This is a genomic window from Streptomyces sp. NPDC017529, assembly GCF_044329785.1.
Taxonomy (GTDB): Bacteria; Actinomycetota; Actinomycetes; order Streptomycetales; family Streptomycetaceae; genus Streptomyces.
In genome coordinates, this window is record NZ_JBIRJY010000007.1 from 53,652 (window position 1) to 70,920 (window position 17,269).

General features: G+C 73.1%; 11 protein-coding genes. 4 read left to right on the forward strand and 7 right to left on the reverse strand.

Features of this window, described 5'->3' with window-relative positions; translation table 11 throughout:
• Nucleotides 1-12: 12 nt before the first annotated feature.
• The 3 genes from ACH4K4_RS19785 to ACH4K4_RS19795 all read right to left on the reverse strand — a co-directional run bounded on the left by ACH4K4_RS19785 (nt 13) and on the right by ACH4K4_RS19795 (nt 6,540).
• Nucleotides 13-2,847 carry a tetratricopeptide repeat protein gene (locus ACH4K4_RS19785; RefSeq protein ID WP_398168802.1) on the reverse strand — a complete coding sequence of 945 codons (2,835 nt, stop codon included), beginning with the start codon at nt 2,845-2,847 and terminating at the stop codon, nt 13-15.
• Nucleotides 2,848-2,928: 81 nt separating this feature from the next.
• On the reverse strand, nt 2,929-5,571 hold the full coding sequence (locus ACH4K4_RS19790; protein ID WP_398168803.1) for a bifunctional FO biosynthesis protein CofGH: 2,643 nt from the start codon (nt 5,569-5,571) through the stop codon (nt 2,929-2,931).
• 144 nt (nt 5,572-5,715) lie between these two features.
• Nucleotides 5,716-6,540: a TIGR03619 family F420-dependent LLM class oxidoreductase gene (locus ACH4K4_RS19795; protein WP_398168804.1), complete on the reverse strand. Its 825-nt coding sequence runs from the start codon at nt 6,538-6,540 to the stop codon at nt 5,716-5,718.
• 201 nt (nt 6,541-6,741) lie between these two features.
• Here ACH4K4_RS19795 and ACH4K4_RS19800 point away from each other — a divergent pair, with 201 nt between their 5' ends.
• On the forward strand, nt 6,742-8,295 hold the full coding sequence (locus tag ACH4K4_RS19800) for a CehA/McbA family metallohydrolase (RefSeq protein ID WP_398168805.1): 1,554 nt from the start codon (nt 6,742-6,744) through the stop codon (nt 8,293-8,295).
• 131 nt (nt 8,296-8,426) lie between these two features.
• Here ACH4K4_RS19800 and ACH4K4_RS19805 read toward each other — a convergent pair whose 3' ends face one another.
• A complete protein-coding gene (locus ACH4K4_RS19805; RefSeq protein WP_398168807.1) occupies nt 8,427-8,789 on the reverse strand; it encodes a hypothetical protein in 363 nt (120 codons plus the stop codon).
• 152 nt (nt 8,790-8,941) lie between these two features.
• Between ACH4K4_RS19805 and ACH4K4_RS19810 the strand changes: the two genes are divergently transcribed.
• From ACH4K4_RS19810 to ACH4K4_RS19820, 3 genes are all read left to right on the forward strand, one after another.
• The gene (locus tag ACH4K4_RS19810) at nt 8,942-10,291 is read left to right on the forward strand and encodes a hypothetical protein (RefSeq protein WP_398168808.1); all 1,350 of its coding nucleotides are present in this window, start codon (nt 8,942-8,944) and stop codon (nt 10,289-10,291) included.
• Nucleotides 10,292-10,526: 235 nt separating this feature from the next.
• Nucleotides 10,527-11,558 carry an NAD(P)/FAD-dependent oxidoreductase gene (locus ACH4K4_RS19815; protein WP_398168810.1) on the forward strand — a complete coding sequence of 344 codons (1,032 nt, stop codon included), beginning with the start codon at nt 10,527-10,529 and terminating at the stop codon, nt 11,556-11,558.
• An 89-nt stretch (nt 11,559-11,647) separates the two neighbouring features.
• The gene (locus ACH4K4_RS19820; RefSeq protein WP_398168811.1) at nt 11,648-12,172 is read left to right on the forward strand and encodes a serine hydrolase; all 525 of its coding nucleotides are present in this window, start codon (nt 11,648-11,650) and stop codon (nt 12,170-12,172) included.
• Nucleotides 12,173-12,229: 57 nt separating this feature from the next.
• Here the strand turns inward: ACH4K4_RS19820 and ACH4K4_RS19825 are convergent, their stop codons facing one another.
• From ACH4K4_RS19825 to ACH4K4_RS19835, 3 genes are all read right to left on the reverse strand, one after another.
• Complete coding sequence (locus ACH4K4_RS19825) at nt 12,230-13,807, reverse strand: APC family permease (RefSeq protein WP_398168813.1); 1,578 nt, start codon at nt 13,805-13,807, stop codon at nt 12,230-12,232.
• A gap of 247 nt (nt 13,808-14,054) precedes the next feature.
• Nucleotides 14,055-15,539: an aldehyde dehydrogenase family protein gene (locus tag ACH4K4_RS19830; RefSeq protein WP_398168814.1), complete on the reverse strand. Its 1,485-nt coding sequence runs from the start codon at nt 15,537-15,539 to the stop codon at nt 14,055-14,057.
• Complete coding sequence (locus ACH4K4_RS19835; RefSeq protein WP_398168815.1) at nt 15,536-17,266, reverse strand: amidohydrolase family protein; 1,731 nt, start codon at nt 17,264-17,266, stop codon at nt 15,536-15,538. Before ACH4K4_RS19835 ends, ACH4K4_RS19830 begins: the two co-directional genes overlap by 4 nt.
• Nucleotides 17,267-17,269: the final 3 nt, after the last annotated feature.

Below are 17,269 nucleotides of genomic sequence, written 5' to 3' on the forward strand. Positions count from 1 at the left end.
GGCGCGGCGCGCTCAGTGCGTGCCGGGGCCCGCCGCCGCCATCCTCTGCACCAGTACGCTGCGGAGCGCCTCCAGGCGTCCGGCGTCCGGCGTGCCCGGTTCCGGCCACAGCGCCATCAGCTCGCGCACTCCGAACTCCGCCATCGCTATGGGCTCCCACGCCGCGTTGCCGCCCAGCAGCCCGGCGAACGAAGCGTGCGCTGCCTCCCAGTCGCCGAGCGCACACCGGCTGACGACCGCGACCATGGCGTTTCCCGTGGAGTCGGTGCCGCGCGGCGGCCGGATCTCGGTGGCCCGCAGCGCCTCCCACGCCGGTGCCGCGTCCCGTAGTCCCCGTACGGCGCCGGTGAGCAGCGCGTCCTCGTACCGGACCGGCAACTCGCCGGGAGCCAGGGACAACGCCGCGTCGACGGCCTCGCGCGCCGCGCCCGGCCGGTGCGTGCGGCGCAGGCACCCGGCCTTCTTGGCGAGGAGTACGGCCCGGAGCGCGTCCGACGCCGCATTGCGATCGTCTACGGCAAGGGCCCGGTCGCAGTCGGCGAGCGCGGCTTCCTCCGCTCCGCGCAGGATGTGGGCCTCGGCGCGCCGGACGAGGGTCCAGGGGGTCGCCGCCCCGTGCCGGACGGCCTGGTCGAGGTCCGCCAGCGCGGCGTCGAGGCGGCCGGTCAGGAGGCAGAGGCTTCCCCGCGCCCCGTAGGCCCACGCGTACGCCGGGTTGACGGCCAGCGCCCGGTCGAACTGGGCCTGTGCCTGCGCGTACCGGCCCATCGCCCAATACGTCATGCCCAGCTCGGCCATGGCCCAGGCGTATTCGGGCCGCAGCTCGACGGCACGCTCCAGGCCCGCCAACGCCTCTTCGCAGCGCTCCAGGCGGCGCAGGCACACGGCGCGGCTGCCGTGGGCCGGTGCGTGCGCCGGGTCCAGCTCCAGTGCCCGGTCGAACACGGCCACCGCCCGCTCGAACCGGCCCATGAGGCGGTTGGCTTCGCCGAGTTGGAAGGCGGCGGATACGGACGTCGGGTCGAGGTCCAAGGCGCGGGTGAAGTCCTCGGCGGCGCGTTCGAAGTCCCGCAGGTAGCGGTGGGTCAGCCCGCGGCCGACCAGCGCCCGCGCACTGCCCGGCTCCAGCTCCAGGCTCCGGCCGAAGTCGGCGAACGCCTGCTCCCAGGCTTCCGCCTTGCGGTGCTCGCGGCCGCGTACGTGGTGGACGAGTGCCTGCTCCCCGGCGTCCAGCCCGGGGTGGGCGAGCAGCGCGGTGAGGGCGCTCACCAGCCCGTCCGGCCCGTCGAGGGCGGCCGTCAGCCGCTCGCCCCAGGCGCGTACCTCCGGCACGGCCCCGTCCTCGCCCGCCTGCCTGAGGGTCTCCGCGACCGGGCGTACGGCGGACGGTTCGTGCTCAGCGGTGGCCGTCACCTCGGACAGTGCCTCGGGCAGAAACCCCAGCGGATCGGCACTCAGTCCGTGATAGACCTCCCGCAACCGCAGCTCCCGCCACCGTTCGTCCCGGCGGCACGCGCCCGCGTCCCGGCCCCCCGCGCACTCCTCCCGTCCTCTTCGCGCCGCCTGCGCCAGCCGCCCGTGCCGCTCGGCCCAGGCGCGCGGTGAGCGGCGGCGCTGGACGCGCAGCATCGCCGTACGGACCACCTCGTGGTACTGCCACCGGCCACCGCGGCCGGTCACGAACGGCAGCCCGCACAGCCAGCCGAAGTCGCCGGCGGCCTCCGCGTCCACCGTTTCCCGGTACACGTCTTCGTCCAGGCTGCGCGGCAGGGCGGCGGCCAGCGCCGCTTCCCTGCGCACCGGGTCGGTCTCCCACTTCAGGAAGCGCTCGACGGCGGTATCGCTCGGGTCGTCCACGCCGTCGGCCGCGCGCGGACGGGTCCCGGCGAGCGTCGAGACCAGCACCGGCAGGCCGCCGGAGAGCCGCAGGATGGCGTCGACGGTGCCGGGGTCGGTGATGTCCTTGGCCGACAGGAACTGCCGCGCCTCCGCCTCCGTGAACGCGTCCAGCGGCGCGTCCGCGACATGTTCGAGATGGTCGGCCCAGCAGTTCCGGTCCAACGGATCCCGCCCGGCCAGGACGACCACGACGTTCTGCGCCAGCGGCCCGTAGCGGTCACTGAAGAGGACATCGCGCAGCCAGGTGTCGAGCAGCGGCCCGGTCACCTCGTACGTGTCGAAGAAGAGCGCCAGTACGGGTACGGCATCGGCGGCGGTGCCCAGTTCCCGTACGAAGACCGGGGTCAGCGCTTCGACCGGGGACAGCACCAGTTGTACGTCGTCGTGGCTGCGCAGCCGGGCGCCGAGCCGGCCGCGCAGCCGTTCGGCACCGCGGGCGACGTGGGTGGTGTCCAGCGCGCCGGCGAAAGGCCCGACGCCCGGGATCAGGCCCAGGCCCGCCACGCCCGCCCTGGCGACGATCATGCTGCCGGGTGAGGGCGGCGCCGTGCCGTCGCCCGGTTCGTCCGGTCCCGCGAGCGCCGCCTCCGCCTCGTGGCGCCGCTCCCGGTAGGTGGCCAGCAGCTTGTCGAAGGCCTTCAGCGGGCTGCCCTGGCGGCCGAGCCGGGCGCTGATCTCGGCCATCGCCTCCGGGACGCTGTGCACCGACTCGTCGACGTACACGGTCAGCGCGCCCCGCTCGCGTGCCATCTGCTCGAAGCGCCGGACCAGGGAGGTCTTTCCGACGCCGCCCTGGCCGTGCAGATGGTGCAGGAACCGGAAATCGGGGGCGGCCGGGTCCCGGGCGAGGTTGGCGCGGAACGCGGCCAGTTCACCGTCGCGGCCGACGAAGCCGTCCTGGTGCCGGGCCCGGATCAGCTCCTGGCGCGAGAGCCGCCTGCGGTCCACCGCTCACCTCCCGGGGCCGCGCTCCCCCGGCGGGCTCCGGGCGCAACCGTAGCGGAGGCGCCCGCGCCCGGGGACCCGCCGCTATTCCACGACCGGCAGCAGCTCCGGCAGGTGCCCGTCCGAGGCGTGCGCCGCCGCCTCGCGCTCGGCGGGGACCGGTCCGTACGTCGTCGTGCGGGCGCGCGACGGGCGGCCCGCGGCGTCGGCGATGGCGACCAGGTCCTGGATGGAGCGGTACGACCCGTAACCGGAGCCCGCCATCCGGGAGATGGTCTCCTCCATCAGCGTGCCGCCGAGGTCGTTGGCGCCGGAGCGGAGCATCTCGGCGGCGCCTTCCGTGCCGAGCTTCACCCAGCTCGTCTGGATGTTGGGGATGTGCGGGTGGAGCAGGACGCGGGCCATGGCCGTCACGGCGCGGTTGTCGCGGGTGGTGGGGCCGGGGCGGGCGATGCCGGCCAGGTAGACGGGCGCGTTGGTGTGGATGAACGGCAGCGTCACGAACTCCGTGAACCCGCCGGTCTCCTGCTGGATCCCGGCGAGCAGCCGCAGGTGGCCGAGCCAGTGCCGGGGCTGGTCGACATGGCCGTACATCATCGTCGAGGACGAGCGGATGCCCAGCTCGTGTGCGGTCTTGACGACCTCGACCCAGGTGGCGGTGGGCAGCTTGCCCTTGGTGAGCACCCAGCGGACCTCGTCGTCGAGGATCTCGGCGGCGGTGCCGGGGATGGTGTCCAGCCCGGCGGCCTTGGCCTCGCTCAGCCACTCGCGGATGGACAGGCCGGTGCGCGTCGCGCCGTTGACGACCTCCATCGGCGAGAAGGCGTGGACGTGCATCCCGGGGACGCGTTCCTTGACGGCGCGCGCGATGTCGAAGTACGCGGTGCCGGGCAGGTCGGGGTGGATGCCGCCCTGCATGCAGACCTCCACCGCGCCGACGTCCCACGCCTGCTGGGCGCGGTCGGCGACCTGGGAGAGGGAGAGGGTGTAGGCGTCGGCGTCCGTACGGCGCTGGGCGAAGGCGCAGAAGCGGCAGCCGGTGTAGCAGACGTTGGTGAAGTTGATGTTGCGGGTGACGATGTACGTGACGTCGTCGCCGACCGTGGCGCGGCGCAGGTCGTCCGCGATGCCGCACAGCGCGTCCAGCGCCGGGCCGTCGGCGTGCAGGAGGGCCAGCGCCTGGTCGTCGGTGAGCCGGGTCGGGTCGTCGGCGGCCTGCGCCAGGGCGGCGCGGACGTCCGTGTCGATGCGCTCGGGCGCCATGCCGGGGGCGGCGGCCTCGCGCAGCGCGTCCCAGTCGCCGTACACCTCGTCGAAGTCGTTGCGCCGGTCGGTGGTGCGGCCGTCCGTGTCGATGGTGCGGTGCAGGTCCGTACGGCCCGTGGAGCTCATCGAGAAGCCCTCGTCGGGCTCCTGCCAGGGGCGGCCCTCGACCACGGCGTCCTCGCGGGCGAGGCCGGTCTCCGGGTCGGCCAGCGCGCGCACGTGCGGCAGCAGGCGCGGGTCCAGCCACGGCTCGCCGCGCTCGACGTACTCCGGGTAGACGGCCAGCCGCTCGCGCAGCACGAAGCCGGCGGCGGCGGACTTCTCGGCCAGCTCCTCGATCTGCGGCCAGGGGCGCTCGGGGTTGACGTGGTCGATCGTCACCGGGGAGACGCCGCCCCAGTCGTCGATGCCCGCGTCGATGAGCAGTGTGTACTCGGAGTCGACGAGGTTGGGGGGCGCCTGGAGGCAGCCGGACGGGCCGAGGATGTGCCGGGCGACGGCGACGGTGGCGGCAAGGTCCGCCAGCTCGGCGTCCGGCATGCCGCCCATGGCCGTGCCCGGCTTGGCGCGGAAGTTCTGCACGATGACTTCCTGGATGCCGTGGTAGGCGCGCTGCACCTTGCGGAGCGCGAACAGCGACTCGGCGCGCTCCTCGTAGGTCTCGCCGATGCCGATGAGCAGCCCGCTGGTGAACGGCACGTTGGAGCGCCCGGCGTCCTCCAGGACGCGCAGCCGCACGGCCGGCTCCTTGTCGGGCGAGCCGTAGTGCGGGCCGCCGGGCTCGCTCCACAGGCGCTCGGCGGTGGTCTCCAGCATCATGCCCATGGACGGGGCGACCGGCTTGAGCGTCTGGAAGTCCGTCCACGACAGCACGCCCGGGTTGAGGTGGGGCAGCAGGCCCGTCTCCTCCAGGATGCGGATGGCGATCGACCGTACGTACGCGATGGTGGAGTCGTACCCCTCGGCCTCCAGCCACTCGCGCGCCTCGGGCCAGCGCTCCTCCGGCTTGTCGCCGAGCGTGATCAGCGCTTCCTTGCAGCCCAGTTCGGCGCCGCGGCGGGCGATGTCCAGCACCTCGTCGGGGGACATGAACATGCCGTGCCCGGCGCGGCGCAGCTTGCCGGGGACGGTCACGAACGTGCAGTAGTGGCACTTGTCGCGACACAGGCGCGTCAACGGGATGAACACGCTTTTGGAGTACGTGATGACACCCGGGCGCCCGGCGGCCTCCAGGCCGGCGTCGCGCACCCGGGCGGCGGACGCGCACAGGTCGCGCAGGTCGTCGCCGCGCGCCTGGAGCAGCACCGCCGCCTCCCCGACGTCGAGCGCGACGCCGTCGCGGGCGCGCTTGAGGGCGCGGCGCATGGCGTTGGCGGTGGGGGCGGTGGCGGAAGAGGGGGTGCCGGTGGGGACCGCCACCCGGTCCGTCCCCTGCCCGGGTACCTGTGCGCTGCTAGTCATCCAACGAGCATACGAGCGACCACCGGCAGTGCCGCAGACCGATTGCCCCGGGGCGGTGTGCCACTGATCACGTCAGACGGAGGTTCCCTCCGGAGGCGGCGCGGGCAGGCGGTGCGGGACGGGTACGCCCCGCCCGGCGCCCCGTCACAGGTACTGCGCGTACTCGTCCAGCGTCCGCAGCACCTCCGCCTCCCCCGCCGACGGCACACCCGCCACCACCTCCGACACCCCCAAGTCCCGCAACCGGGCCAACTTTCCGGCCGAAGGCTGCACCGCGTACGGCACCACGACCGGCTCGCCGTCCCGCCCCGCCGCCGCCCACGCCCGCCGCAGCGCCTCCAGCGACTCGGCCAGCCCCGACCCGCCGATCGGCAGCCAGCCGTCCGCGAACTCCGCGACACTCGCGAAGAGCCGGGCCCCGGCCGCGCCGCCGAGCAGCGTACGCGGCGCGCCCTTGACCGGCTTCGGGTGCGCCAGACTGGCTCGTACGGAGGCGAACCGCCCCTCGTACGCGGTCGGCTCCTCCGCCCACAGCGCGTGCATCACCCGCAGCCGGTCCCGGACCAGCTTGCGCCGCGTGGACCACTCGACCCCGTGGTCCGCGGCCTCCTCCACGTTCCAGCCGTAGCCGATGCCCAGGGTGAAGCGACCGCCGGAGAGGAAGTCCAGCGTGGCCACCTGCTTGGCCAGCGCGATCGGGTCGTGCTGCGCGAGGAGGGCGACGCCGGTGGCGACCGTCAGCCGCTCGGTCACGACGGCGGCCTGGCCCAGCGCCACGAACGGGTCCAGGGTGCGCCCGTACTCCCGCGGCAGCGGCCCGCCCATCGGCGCGGGCGTGTCCCGGCTGACCGGGATATGGGTGTGCTCCGGGAGATACAGCCCGGCGAAGCCGCGCTGCTCCAGTTCCCGCGCCAGCCGGTCCGGCCGGATCGTCTCGTCGGTCAGAAGGATGGTGATCGAGATCCGCATGCTGGGCGTACCTCCGCGTCGGCAGTGCCCCCTTCCTACCCCCGGGGGCGGGCAGCGTCCACGAGGCGCCGGGGGGACGGCCGGAACACTCCACACGAGAGCGTCTCCGCCCCGCCGCCTTCCCTTGTCCGCCCGTTCACGCCTCAATACGAGGGTGCCACCACGCAGGCCCCTCCCCGCCGACCCCGGAAGCGGTGCCCCATGTGCGACGACGACAGCACCAACGGCCCTCTCGGACGCCGCGCGCTCCTGGTGACGGGAGCCGCCGCCGCGCTTACGTTGAACGGTGTGAGCTTCGCGGCGGCCGACGCAGGCGGCGGGACGGGCCGGAACGGCGGCCGGGACGGCGAGGGCCACCGCACGGAGACCCGCAAGGTCACCGGACGGCTGCCCCTCGGCGCGCCCGACTACATCTACCTCCCCGTCGAAGTGCCCCGCGGCGTACGCGAGATCGCCGTCACCTACGCCTACGACCGCCCCGCCACCCCACCCGGCACCCCGGGCAACGCCTGCGACATCGGCATCTTCGACGAACGCGGTACGGACCTCGGCGGGCGCGGCTTCCGCGGCTGGTCGGGCGGCGCGCGCACGGAGTTCTTCCTGCGCGCCGACGACGCCACACCCGGCTACCTGCCCGGTCCGGTCAACCCCGGCACCTGGCACATCGCCCTCGGCCCGTACACCGTCGCCCCCCAGGGCCTCGCCTACGAAGTCGCCATCACTCTCCACTTCGGCCCCGGGGCCGAACCCCACACCCCTGCCTACCCGCCCCACCGCGCCAAGGGCCGCGGCCGAGCCTGGTACCGGGGCGACAACCACCTCCACTCCGTCTACTCCGACGGCAAGCGCACCCCCGCCCGGATCGCCGCCCTCGCCCGCGCCGCCGGCCTGGACTTCATCACCACAACCGAACACAACACCACCGCCTCGCACCGGGCCTGGGAAGGACTCTGGGGCGACGACCTCCTCATCCTCACCGGCGAGGAGGTCACCACCCGCAACGGCCACGTGGTGGCGATGGGCACCGACCCGGGCGTCTTCATCGACTGGCGCTACCGGGCCCGCGACGACGTCTTCACCCGCTTCGCCCGCCGCGTCCGCCGTGCGGGCGGCCTCGTCATCCCCGCCCACCCGCACGCCACCTGCATCGGCTGCAACTGGAAGTTCGGCTACGAGGAGGCGGACGCGGTCGAGGTCTGGAACGGCCCCTTCACCCTCGACGACGAAGTCGCCATCGCCGACTGGGACAACACCCTGGTAGCCCACACCCACGGCCGGAACCCCTTCCTCCCCGCCGTCGGCCACAGCGACGCCCACCGCGACCCGGACGTCATCGGCCTCCCCCAGACCGTCGTCCTGGCCGACGACCTGACCCGCGACGCGATCCTCGACGGCATCCGCGCGGGCCGCGCCTACCTCGCCGAATCCTCCGCCCTCTCCCTCACCTTCACCGCCACCGGCCCCAAGGGCGAACACGCCACCATCGGCGGACGTCTCCCGGTACACGACTCCGCCCAGATCGCCGTCCGCCTCACCGTCACCGGCGCCCCCGCCGACAGCACAGCCCGCATCCTGACCGACCAGGGCCAGCGCTTCACGGCCCCCCTCCCCGCCTCCGGCACGGTCACCTGGCACACCACCCCGGCCAACGCCGCTTACGTACGCGCCGAGATCCGCCACCCGGCCACCACCCCCGGCGTCCCCGGCCCGATGGCCGCCATGACCAACCCGATGTTCCTGGGCCGACCCACATAAGGCCACCGCGTAACGCCGGCCCCCGACGCCCCTGGCCGAGCGCAGCCCGACCCACCTGCGCACCCTCTTCATGGAGCGGGCGGGGCTCTCGTGGAGACGCGTGCCCCTCGGCGGGCTCCCTCGCGCCCGTGTCAGTCACACTCCGCCTCCGGAATCCGGTCCGGGAAGTACCCCAGCAGGTGATCGGCGACATGGGCGACGTAGCCGAGGTACGTGAGGCTGCCCGTATGCGTCCACGACAGGGCCGTCCGTGCACGCGCGACCGTGTCAGAGCCCCGCCCCCACTCCAATGAAGTGCACGGCAACCCCCGAACATACGCGTCGACGAGCGGGATCAGCCCCGACAGGATCGCGCGCGCCTCGCTCATCAGGTGCTCCGTGTCCTCCTTGGCCGAACAGACCCTGACCTGTTCCTTGATCACGCTCACCGTCCGGCGCGCCGCTTCGAAGTCGACACCCGGCGGCGCCGGACTCCCGTGCTCCTGCGCATCCATGCCCTCACCACTGCTCTCTCGTTACCCGAGTACCGCGCCACCTGATCGTGGTGGCCCGTCCGCCCACAGAGGTAACCCTGTGTGGCGACCGCGCGGGTACCGTGAAAGGCGGGCGTGAAGATGAAAGCCATGAACACTGCCGGGAGTTGACCATGGCGACCAGTCGGCGCACACCGAACACGAACCTCGCCCGCCTGCTCCGGCAGGCCGCGTGGACCGAGCAGCAGTTCGCCAACGCGGTGAACCACGCCGGGACGGAGGCGGGTCTCACCCTCCGCTACGGGCAGTCGGCCGTCGCCCACTGGCTCTCCGGCACCCTGCCGAAGCCCCAGGTGCGGCCCGTCGTCCTGGAAACACTGGCGCGGCGCCTGAAGCGCCCGGTCACCCACACCGAAGCCGGATTCCCCGGACTGCCGAGCGGGTCGACGGCCGGCAGCGGCACATCCATCGAGGAACTCCTCGACCTGAGCCGGGACGACATGGACCCGTCCCGCAGGGGTGTCCTCCAAGCGGGCCTCTACTCGGCCGTATTGGCCGTACCGCTCTTCGCCGACCTCGCAGGGCAGGACGACGCGGTGGCGGCCTGCCCGAAGAAGTCCGGCCGCGTGGGCCCGGCCCAGGTCGAAACAGTCCGGGCGGTGACCGACCGGGTCGCCGGCATCCTCGACGAGTTCGGGGGCGGCCACGCGCGGCCGATGGCGGCGGCGTTCCTGGTGAACTCGGTCGGCCCCTGGCTGACGGCGCCCGCGACGGAGCGGGTACGCCAAGACCTGCTCGCGGCAGCCGCGGACCTGACCTACCTCACCGGCTGGATGGCGATGTACGAGCGGGCGCACGGTCTCGGGCAGCGCTACTACGTCAAGGCCCTGCACCTGGCCGGTGAGGCGAAGGACCACCTCACGTACTGCCGCACGCTGCGCGGCATGTCCTTGCAGGCGTCCAGCCTCGGCTACGGCGCGAAAGCCCTGGAACTGGCCGACTCGGCGGCGACCGCCGCCCCCGCGGCCGGGCCGCGCCTGGTGGCGTTCCTCCGCGGCCAGCAGGCACACGCCGCTTCGATGACCGGCGACCGTCACACGGCCATCACTCGGCTGCGGGAGGCGGAGACGGCACTCTCCAAGGCGGACTCCAGGCGCGAGTCGATCGGTGGTTACGACGCGTCGGCGTACCTCTTCCACGTCTCGCACGTGCTGTACGAGTTCAAGGACCTGCCCGGTTCGATCAAGGCCCTGCACAGTTCGCTGAAGGCCCAGCCGCACCAGGAACGCCAGGGCCGGGCCCACTCCCACGCCCTGCTCGCACAGCGCCAGTTCGAACTGGGCCACCTCGACGCGGCGTGCGCGGCGTGGCACCGCTTCCTGGACGACTACACGGAAATCTCCTCCGCCAGGGGCGACGCCCACTTCGCCACCCTGCGCGGCCGTATCCGCCCGCACCACCGCGCCAGGGCGGTACGCGCCCTCAGCGAACGGGCACGGGACGTAGCAGCGATGAAGGCCTGAACGCCGCGCTCCCCCACCGCATCGCCGCCGAGCCTCCCGACGAGATTACGAGCGGCGACCTGGCGCGCGGTGCCAAGTTGCCCGGCGGGGAAGGGCTGCGGGAGGCGGCACGGCGGTGCTGCGCCGGCATGTGCTGCGCCAAGCCACGGCACTGCCTTTGCCGTCTCGGCAATGATGTTTGCCAGTGAGGCCACGCCGGGCGCACTCTCCTCCCCATACCGAGGAGGTAGTGCCCATGACTGTGGAAGAGATCCGGAGCGCCCAGGCCGTCCGCGGGTCGGAGGAGCCGTCCTACGACGTCGTCGTGATCGGCGGTGGGGCCGCGGGGCTGGCCGGGGCGCTGGCGTTGGGGCGGGCGCGGCGGTCCGTGTTGGTGGTTGATGCCGGGCGGCCCCGGAACGCGCCGGCTGCGGCTTCGCACAACTACCTGACCCGGGACGGCGCGTCGCCCGCCGAGTTGCTGGCCGCCGGGCGGGCCGAGGTGGCCCGGTACGGCGGTGAGGTGGTGCGGGGGGAAGCGGTCGCGGCCGTACCGGTGGCGGGAGGGGGGTTTCGGGTCTCGCTGGGTGACGGGGCGGCGGTGCGCGCTCGGCGGCTGCTGGTGACCACCGGGCTCGTGGACGAGTTGCCCGACGTGCCGGGGCTCGCCGAGCGGTGGGGGCGGGATGTGCTGCACTGCCCGTACTGCCACGGGTACGAGGTACGCGATCAGGCGATCGGGGTGCTGTCCACCGGGCCGATGGCCGTGCGGCAGGCGCTGCTGTGGCGGCAGTGGAGCGCGGATGTGCGGCTGTTCCTGCACTCCGGGGCCGAGCCCTCGGACGAGCAGTACGAGCAGCTCGCCGCGCGGGGCATCGCCGTGGTGGACGGTGAGGTGACCGGGTTTTCGGTCGCCGGTGACGACCGGTTGGCCGGGGTGGTGCTGGACGGCGGGAAGGTGGTTCCCTGCGAGGCTCTGGTGGTCGCGCCGCGTTTCGGCGTACGGGCCGAGGTGATCGACAGCTTGGGGCTGGAGGTGGCGGACAGGATCGCGGAGGACGGGTCGGTGCTGGGCGGTCACGTGGTCGCCCGGTCCGGTGGCGCGACCGGCGTGCCCGGTGTGTGGGCCGCGGGCAACGTCGCCGACCCGATGGCCAAGGTCGCCGGCGCCGCTGCCATGGGCGTACAGGCGGGGGTGGAGATCAACTTTGATCTGGTCGAGGAGGAGACCCGGCGCGCGGTCCGGGAGAGGGAAAGGAAGGGGGAGAGGGAGAGGGAGGTTGCTTGAGGGGGAGCCCGGCCGCGCCCCGGGCTCGGCCGTGTCCGGCGCGGCCGGAAGGTCACTCGACGAGGTACGGGAGGACGCGATGGCCACGAATGACGCCCCCCACGGCACCGTCGCCGACGGGTTCGAGTCGGTACGGGACGAGTTCGCCGCGGTCGCGGCCGAGGAAGGCGGCGCAGAACCCGGAGCTGTGGGAGCTGCCGAACTTCCGGACGGTGCGGTCCCGCGGGCCGGCCTCGTTCGGGGGTGTGGCCTCGGCGCGCGGTATGGCCCGGATGTACGCGGCCGCGATCGGCCCGCTGGGCGGCAGGGGGCCGCTGCTGAAGCCGGACACCGCCGCGGACTTCGCGCAGATCCACTCCTTCGGACAGGATCTGGTCGCCCGCGAGCAGGAGGCGTTCGCGGTCGGTTTCCACGCCACTTCCGAGGTGTACCCGGTGCTGGGGCAGGGCGCGTTCGGGCACAGCGGCGCGGGTGGCCAGCAGGCGTTCGCCGATCCTCGTAACGGGCTGGCTTACGGCTACAGCCGCCGGCGGTTTCCGTTCCCCGGTGGCCCTGCCCCGGAGAACGAGCGTCTGATCCGCGCGCTGTATGCCGCGGCCGATCGGCTCCGATAGCACCACCGGGCCCACCATCGCGGTGGGCGGCTGGGCGCTGCTGCCCGGCCGTCCCCGCTACTCCTCCACCACCAGCGCCGGAGTGGACCGCGTGAGGATCTCGCCCCGGAAGAAGGCCGGGCTGCGCCGCTGCATGACGAGCATGATGACGAACCCGGTCAGCAGGAGGCCGACGCCGATGACGAAGACCGAGCCGACGCCGAAGACGGAGCTGCCGGAGCCGTAGGCCGGGTTCCACATGTCGATGAGGGTTTTGGTGAAGACGGCGGTGAGGAGCACACCGCCGAAGACCGGGAAGACGCCCTTGAAGAGCAGGTCGCGGGCCGAGTCGCGCAGCTGGCGGCGGAAGTACCAGGCGCAGGCGAAGGCCGTGATCGCGTAGTAGAAGCAGATCATGAGGCCGAGGGCGTAGATGGTGTCGATGAGGACGTTCTGGGAGAGGAACGTCATTCCGGCGTAGAAGACGCCGGTGGCGACGCCTGCCGCGATGGTGGCGCGGCCCGGGGACCGGAAGCGCGGGTGGACGCGGGCGAAGGACGGCGGCAGCGCCTCGTACGCACTCATCGCCAGGACCGTGCGGGCCACCGGGATGAAGGTGGTCTGGAGGCTGGCGGCGGCGGAGGCGAGCACCGCGACGAAGAGGAGTACGCCGAGGGCCGGGCCCATCACCGGGGTGGCGAGGGCCGCGAAGACGTTGTCGGCGGTGTCCGGGTTGCCCAGCCCGTGCCCCTTCGTGCCGACGCCGGAGAACATCTGGGCGGCGACGGCGGTCAGCAGGTACGAGCCGATGAGGACGACCATGGCGAGGAGCGCGGCCCGGCCGGGGGTCCGGTCGCTGCCGGCGGTCTCCTCGTTGACGGTGAGGCAGGCGTCCCAGCCCCAGAACATGAAGATCGACAGGGACAGGCCCGCGGTGAAGGCGGAGAAGGACTGGACGGCGAAGGGGTTCAGCCAGGTGAGGGAGAAGTGGAGGGAGCCGGGTAGGCCGTCGGAGCCGGCTTGGGTGAGGGCCATGGCCACGAAGGCGGCGAGCACGGCCAGTTGGAGGCCGACCAGGGCGTACTGGACGCCTTTGGTGGCGGTCATGCCGCGGTAGCTGACGGCCGTGGCCAGGGCGATGAAGGCCAGGCACGTCAGGACGTGGGCGGCCTTGTCGCCGTCCAGGTTGGCGATGGCGTCGCTGCCGGTGAGTTCGCCGAGCAGGAGCCAGAAGAAGGACGTGGCGACGCCCGCCAGGTTGGAGAGGACGATGATCGTGGCGATCACCAGCCCCCAGCCGCACATCCAGCCGATACGCGGGCCGAAGGCCTTCACGGACCAGGTGAAGGACGTACCGCAGTCGGGAACGGCCCTGTTCAGCTCGCGGTAGGCGAAGGCGACGAGCAGCATCGGCAGGAAGCCCGCGAGGAAGACGGCGGGCATCTGGAGGCCGACCTCGCCGACGGTGGGGCCGAGCGTCGAGGTGAGGCAGTAGACGGGGGCGACGGTGGAGACACCGATGACGGCGCTGCCGAGCAGGCCGACGGAGTTGCCGCTCAGGCCCTTGTCGCGGGTCTTCCCGGTGCCGCCACCGGCCGTGCCGCCGGCGCTCGTTACCGTGTCTCCGGCCTGGGGCCGGGGGGCTACCTGAACCATGAACAGGACGTTAAGGGCTGCTGTTTCCGCATCGGAGGGCCGAAGATCCACCCCCGGAGGCCGGCGAAGTCTTCACTTCTCGGGGTGATGAGCGGCAATTGGGCGCGGTTTGCAAGGCAGGTTTCGCATTACGGCAGGTAACTTGAAGGCCGCACAGTCGAGTTCCGGACTGCGGGAACCGCAGCCCTGTCCGGTTCGTCCTGATTCAAAATTTTCCCGTACGGACGCGCGGGGCCACCCGCCGGCCTCACCCCGGCCACACCACCGCCTGCGTCTCGCTGTACGCGTGCAGCGCGTACGAGCCGACGTCGCGCCCCACCCCGCTGCCCTTGAACCCGCCGAACGGCGCCTCCATGTTGCGGCCGACCGTGTTGACCCCGACGCCGCCCGCCCGCAGCCTCCCCGCCACCCGGAACGCGCGCGCCACGTCCCCTGACCAGACGTAGTCCAGCAGGCCGTAATCGGTGTCGTTGGCAAGGGCGACGGCCTCCTCCTCGTCGTCGAAGGGGAGGACGACGACCACCGGGCCGAAGATCTCCTCCCGTACGACGCGCATGGAGGGGGCGCAGTCGGTGAAGAGGGCGGGGGCCACGTAGAAACCGCGCGGGAGGGGTGGACGCACGCCGCCCGTGACCAGGTGGGCGCCTTCCTTCCCGCCCAGTTCGATGTACGACTCGACGCGGTCGCGGTGGGCAGCGGAGATCACCGGGCCGACGACGGTGTCCGCCGATGCCGGGTCACCCACCGTCAACCGGTCGGCGTACGCGGCCAGCCGCTCCACCAGCCGGTCGTGGATGCCCCGCTGGGCGAGGACGCGCGTCGGCGCCGTACAGATCTGCCCGCTGTAGAAGGAGAACGTGGTGCCGATGCCGGCGACGGCGGCGTCCAGGTCGGCGTCGTCGAAGACCAGGGCCGCGCCCTTCCCGCCCAGCTCCATGAGCTGGCGTTTCATGCCGCGCCCGCACACTTCGGCGATGCGCCGCCCGACGGCCGTGGAGCCGGTGAAGCTGACCATGTCCACGTCCGGCGCGTCCACCGCGGCCGCCCCGACCGCCGGGTCCGCGCCGGTCACGAGGTTGACGACGCCCGGCGGTGCCCCGGCCTCGCGCAGGGCTTCCTGGAGCGCCTCGGCCAGGCGGTGGACGGAGAGCGGGTCCTGCGGTGCGGGCTTGATCACGACGGTGTTGCCCATGGCCAGGGCGGGGGCGATCTTGCCGGCCGGGTTGGCCCACGGGTTGTTGTACGAGGTGATGCAGGTGACGACGCCGACGGGGCGGCGCACCGCGAGCGCGCCGAGGACGGCGGCCTTCCCGAACGGACCCGCCTCGTTGATCTGGGGCGGGAGGGGGGTTTCCACGGGCTCCAGCGCTCCGCGCGCGTACCGCTTGAGGCGGGCGATGGCGACGCCCACTTGCATCGCGCGGGCCGTGCCGGTCGTCGCTCCCGTCTCCGCCCGCGCGAGCCGGGTGTACGGGCCGAGGTTGCGCGCCAGGATCTCGGCGGCGCGGTCCAGCACCCGCGCGCGGGTCTCGGGCGCGGTACGCGACCAGGGACCGAACGCCTCGCGCGCCGCGCGGGCCGCCGCGTACGCCTGGTCGCGGCTCGCCTCCGCCGCCAGCCCGACGGGCTCCTCGGTAGCCGGGTCGGTCACCTCGTAGTGGCCGCGGTCGGGCGTGGTCCACGCGCCGCCGATCAGCAGTCGCTCGGGCCGGAAGGCGGGGCCGGCGTTCACCGCGTACGCACCGTCTCGGTGTCCCGCCCCGACCGCAGCACCTTCCCCGGCACCGCGCCGGTCACCGTGCCGTCCCGGACCGTCTCGACGCCGTTGACCCGTACGCTCACGATCCCGGCCGCCCGTGAGTCCAGCCGCGGGCTGTTCCCCGGCAGGTCGTGCACCAGCCGCGCCGGGCCGGCGTCGATCCGCTCCGGGTCGAAGAGGACGAGGTCGGCGTGGTGGCCGACGGCGATGCGGCCGCGGTCGCGCAGGCCGAACAGCCGGGCCGGTTCGTCGGTCAGCATCCGTACGGCCTCCTCCAGCCCCACCAGTTTCCGGCCGCGCAGGCAGTCCCCGAGGAAGCGCGTCGTGTACGGGGCGCCGCACATCCGGTCCAGGTGGGCGCCCGCGTCGGAGCCGCCCAGCATGACGTCCTCGTGCTGCCAGGTGCGCTGCCGCAGTTCCCAGCTGGCCGGGTCGTTGTCGGTCGGCATCGGCCACAGGACGGTGCGCAGCCCGTCCTCGGCGCAGATGTCCACCAGGGTGTGGAAGGGGTCCTGGCCGCGTTCGGCGGCGATGTCGCCGACCACCCGGCCGGAGAGTCCCGCGTTGGCGGCGGAGTAGGTGTCGCCGACGACGTACCGGGCGAAGTCGGTCAGCCGCCGGAAGACGCCCGCCTCCTTGCTCGCCGCGCGCCGCAGCATCTCCTCCCGCACGGCCGGGTCGCGCAGCCGGGCGATGCGCTCCGGTACGGGCAGGGCGAGGATGTCGCCCCAGCCGGGGATGAGGTTGAGGGCGCAGAAGGTGCCCAGCGACATGTTCATGGGGGTGAGGATCGGCATGGTGAGGGCGACGATCCGGCCGCCCGCCTTACGGGCCCGCTCGCTCGCCTCCAGTTGGCGGGGCACCCGTTCCGGTACGGCGCTGTCGATGGTCAGCACGTTCCAGTTCAGGGGGCGCCCGGCGGCGGCCGACATCTCGACGAGCAGGTCGATCTCCTCGTCCGCGAACTGGTCGAGGCAGCCGGCGACGATCGCTTCCAGCTGGGTGCCCTCGTGGTCGGCGACGGCGCGGGACAGGGCGAGCAGTTCGGCGGGGCGGGCGTGCCGGGAGGCGACCGGCTCGCCGTCGCCGTCGGCGTGGGTCGAGGACTGGGTGGTGGACAGGCCCCAGGCGCCCGCGTCCATCGCGTCGTGGCACAGCCGCAGCATGGCGTCCAGCTGGGCTTCGGTGGGCTGTCCGCCGATGGCGTCGGGGCCCATGACGTGGCGGCGCAGCGCGCAGTGGCCGACCATGAAGCCCGCGTTGACGGCGGTCCTGCTTTCGAGGGCGTCCAGGTACTCGCCGAAGGTGGACCAGTTCCACGGCGCGCCCCGCTCCAGCGCCGTCAGCGACATGCCTTCGACGCGGCTCATCATGCGGCGGGTGTAGTCGGCGTCGCCTGGGCGGTCCGGGTTGAGCGGGGCCAGGGTGAAGCCGCAGTTGCCGCCCGCGACGGTGGTGACGCCGTGGTGCATGGAAGGGGTGGCGTAGGGGTCCCAGAAGAGCTGGGCGTCGTAGTGGGTGTGCGGGTCCACGAAGCCGGGCGCGAGGACGAGGCCGTGGGCGTCCTCGGTGGTCCTGGCGGGGTCGCCGATGCTGCCGATGGCGGTGATACGGCCGTGCTGGACGGCCAGGTCGGCCTCGTACGCGGGGGCGCCGGTGCCGTCGGCGATCGTGGCGCCCTTGATGAGGTGGTCGAGCATCCC

Excerpts from the sequence above, each read along its gene's own strand:
- ACH4K4_RS19790 (WP_398168803.1), bottom strand. The coding sequence starts at position 5,571 with ATGACTAGCAGCGCACAGGTACCCGGGCAGGGGACGGACCGGGTGGCG.
- ACH4K4_RS19795 (WP_398168804.1), bottom strand. The coding sequence starts at position 6,540 with ATGCGGATCTCGATCACCATCCTTCTGACCGACGAGACGATCCGGCCG.
- ACH4K4_RS19800 (WP_398168805.1), top strand. The coding sequence starts at position 6,742 with ATGTGCGACGACGACAGCACCAACGGCCCTCTCGGACGCCGCGCGCTC.
- ACH4K4_RS19805 (WP_398168807.1), bottom strand. The coding sequence starts at position 8,789 with ATGGATGCGCAGGAGCACGGGAGTCCGGCGCCGCCGGGTGTCGACTTC.
- ACH4K4_RS19810 (WP_398168808.1), top strand. The coding sequence starts at position 8,942 with ATGGCGACCAGTCGGCGCACACCGAACACGAACCTCGCCCGCCTGCTC.
- ACH4K4_RS19815 (WP_398168810.1), top strand. The coding sequence starts at position 10,527 with ATGACTGTGGAAGAGATCCGGAGCGCCCAGGCCGTCCGCGGGTCGGAG.
- ACH4K4_RS19820 (WP_398168811.1), top strand. The coding sequence starts at position 11,648 with ATGACGCCCCCCACGGCACCGTCGCCGACGGGTTCGAGTCGGTACGGG.
- ACH4K4_RS19825 (WP_398168813.1), bottom strand. The coding sequence starts at position 13,807 with ATGGTTCAGGTAGCCCCCCGGCCCCAGGCCGGAGACACGGTAACGAGC.
- ACH4K4_RS19835 (WP_398168815.1), bottom strand. The coding sequence starts at position 17,266 with ATGCTCGACCACCTCATCAAGGGCGCCACGATCGCCGACGGCACCGGC.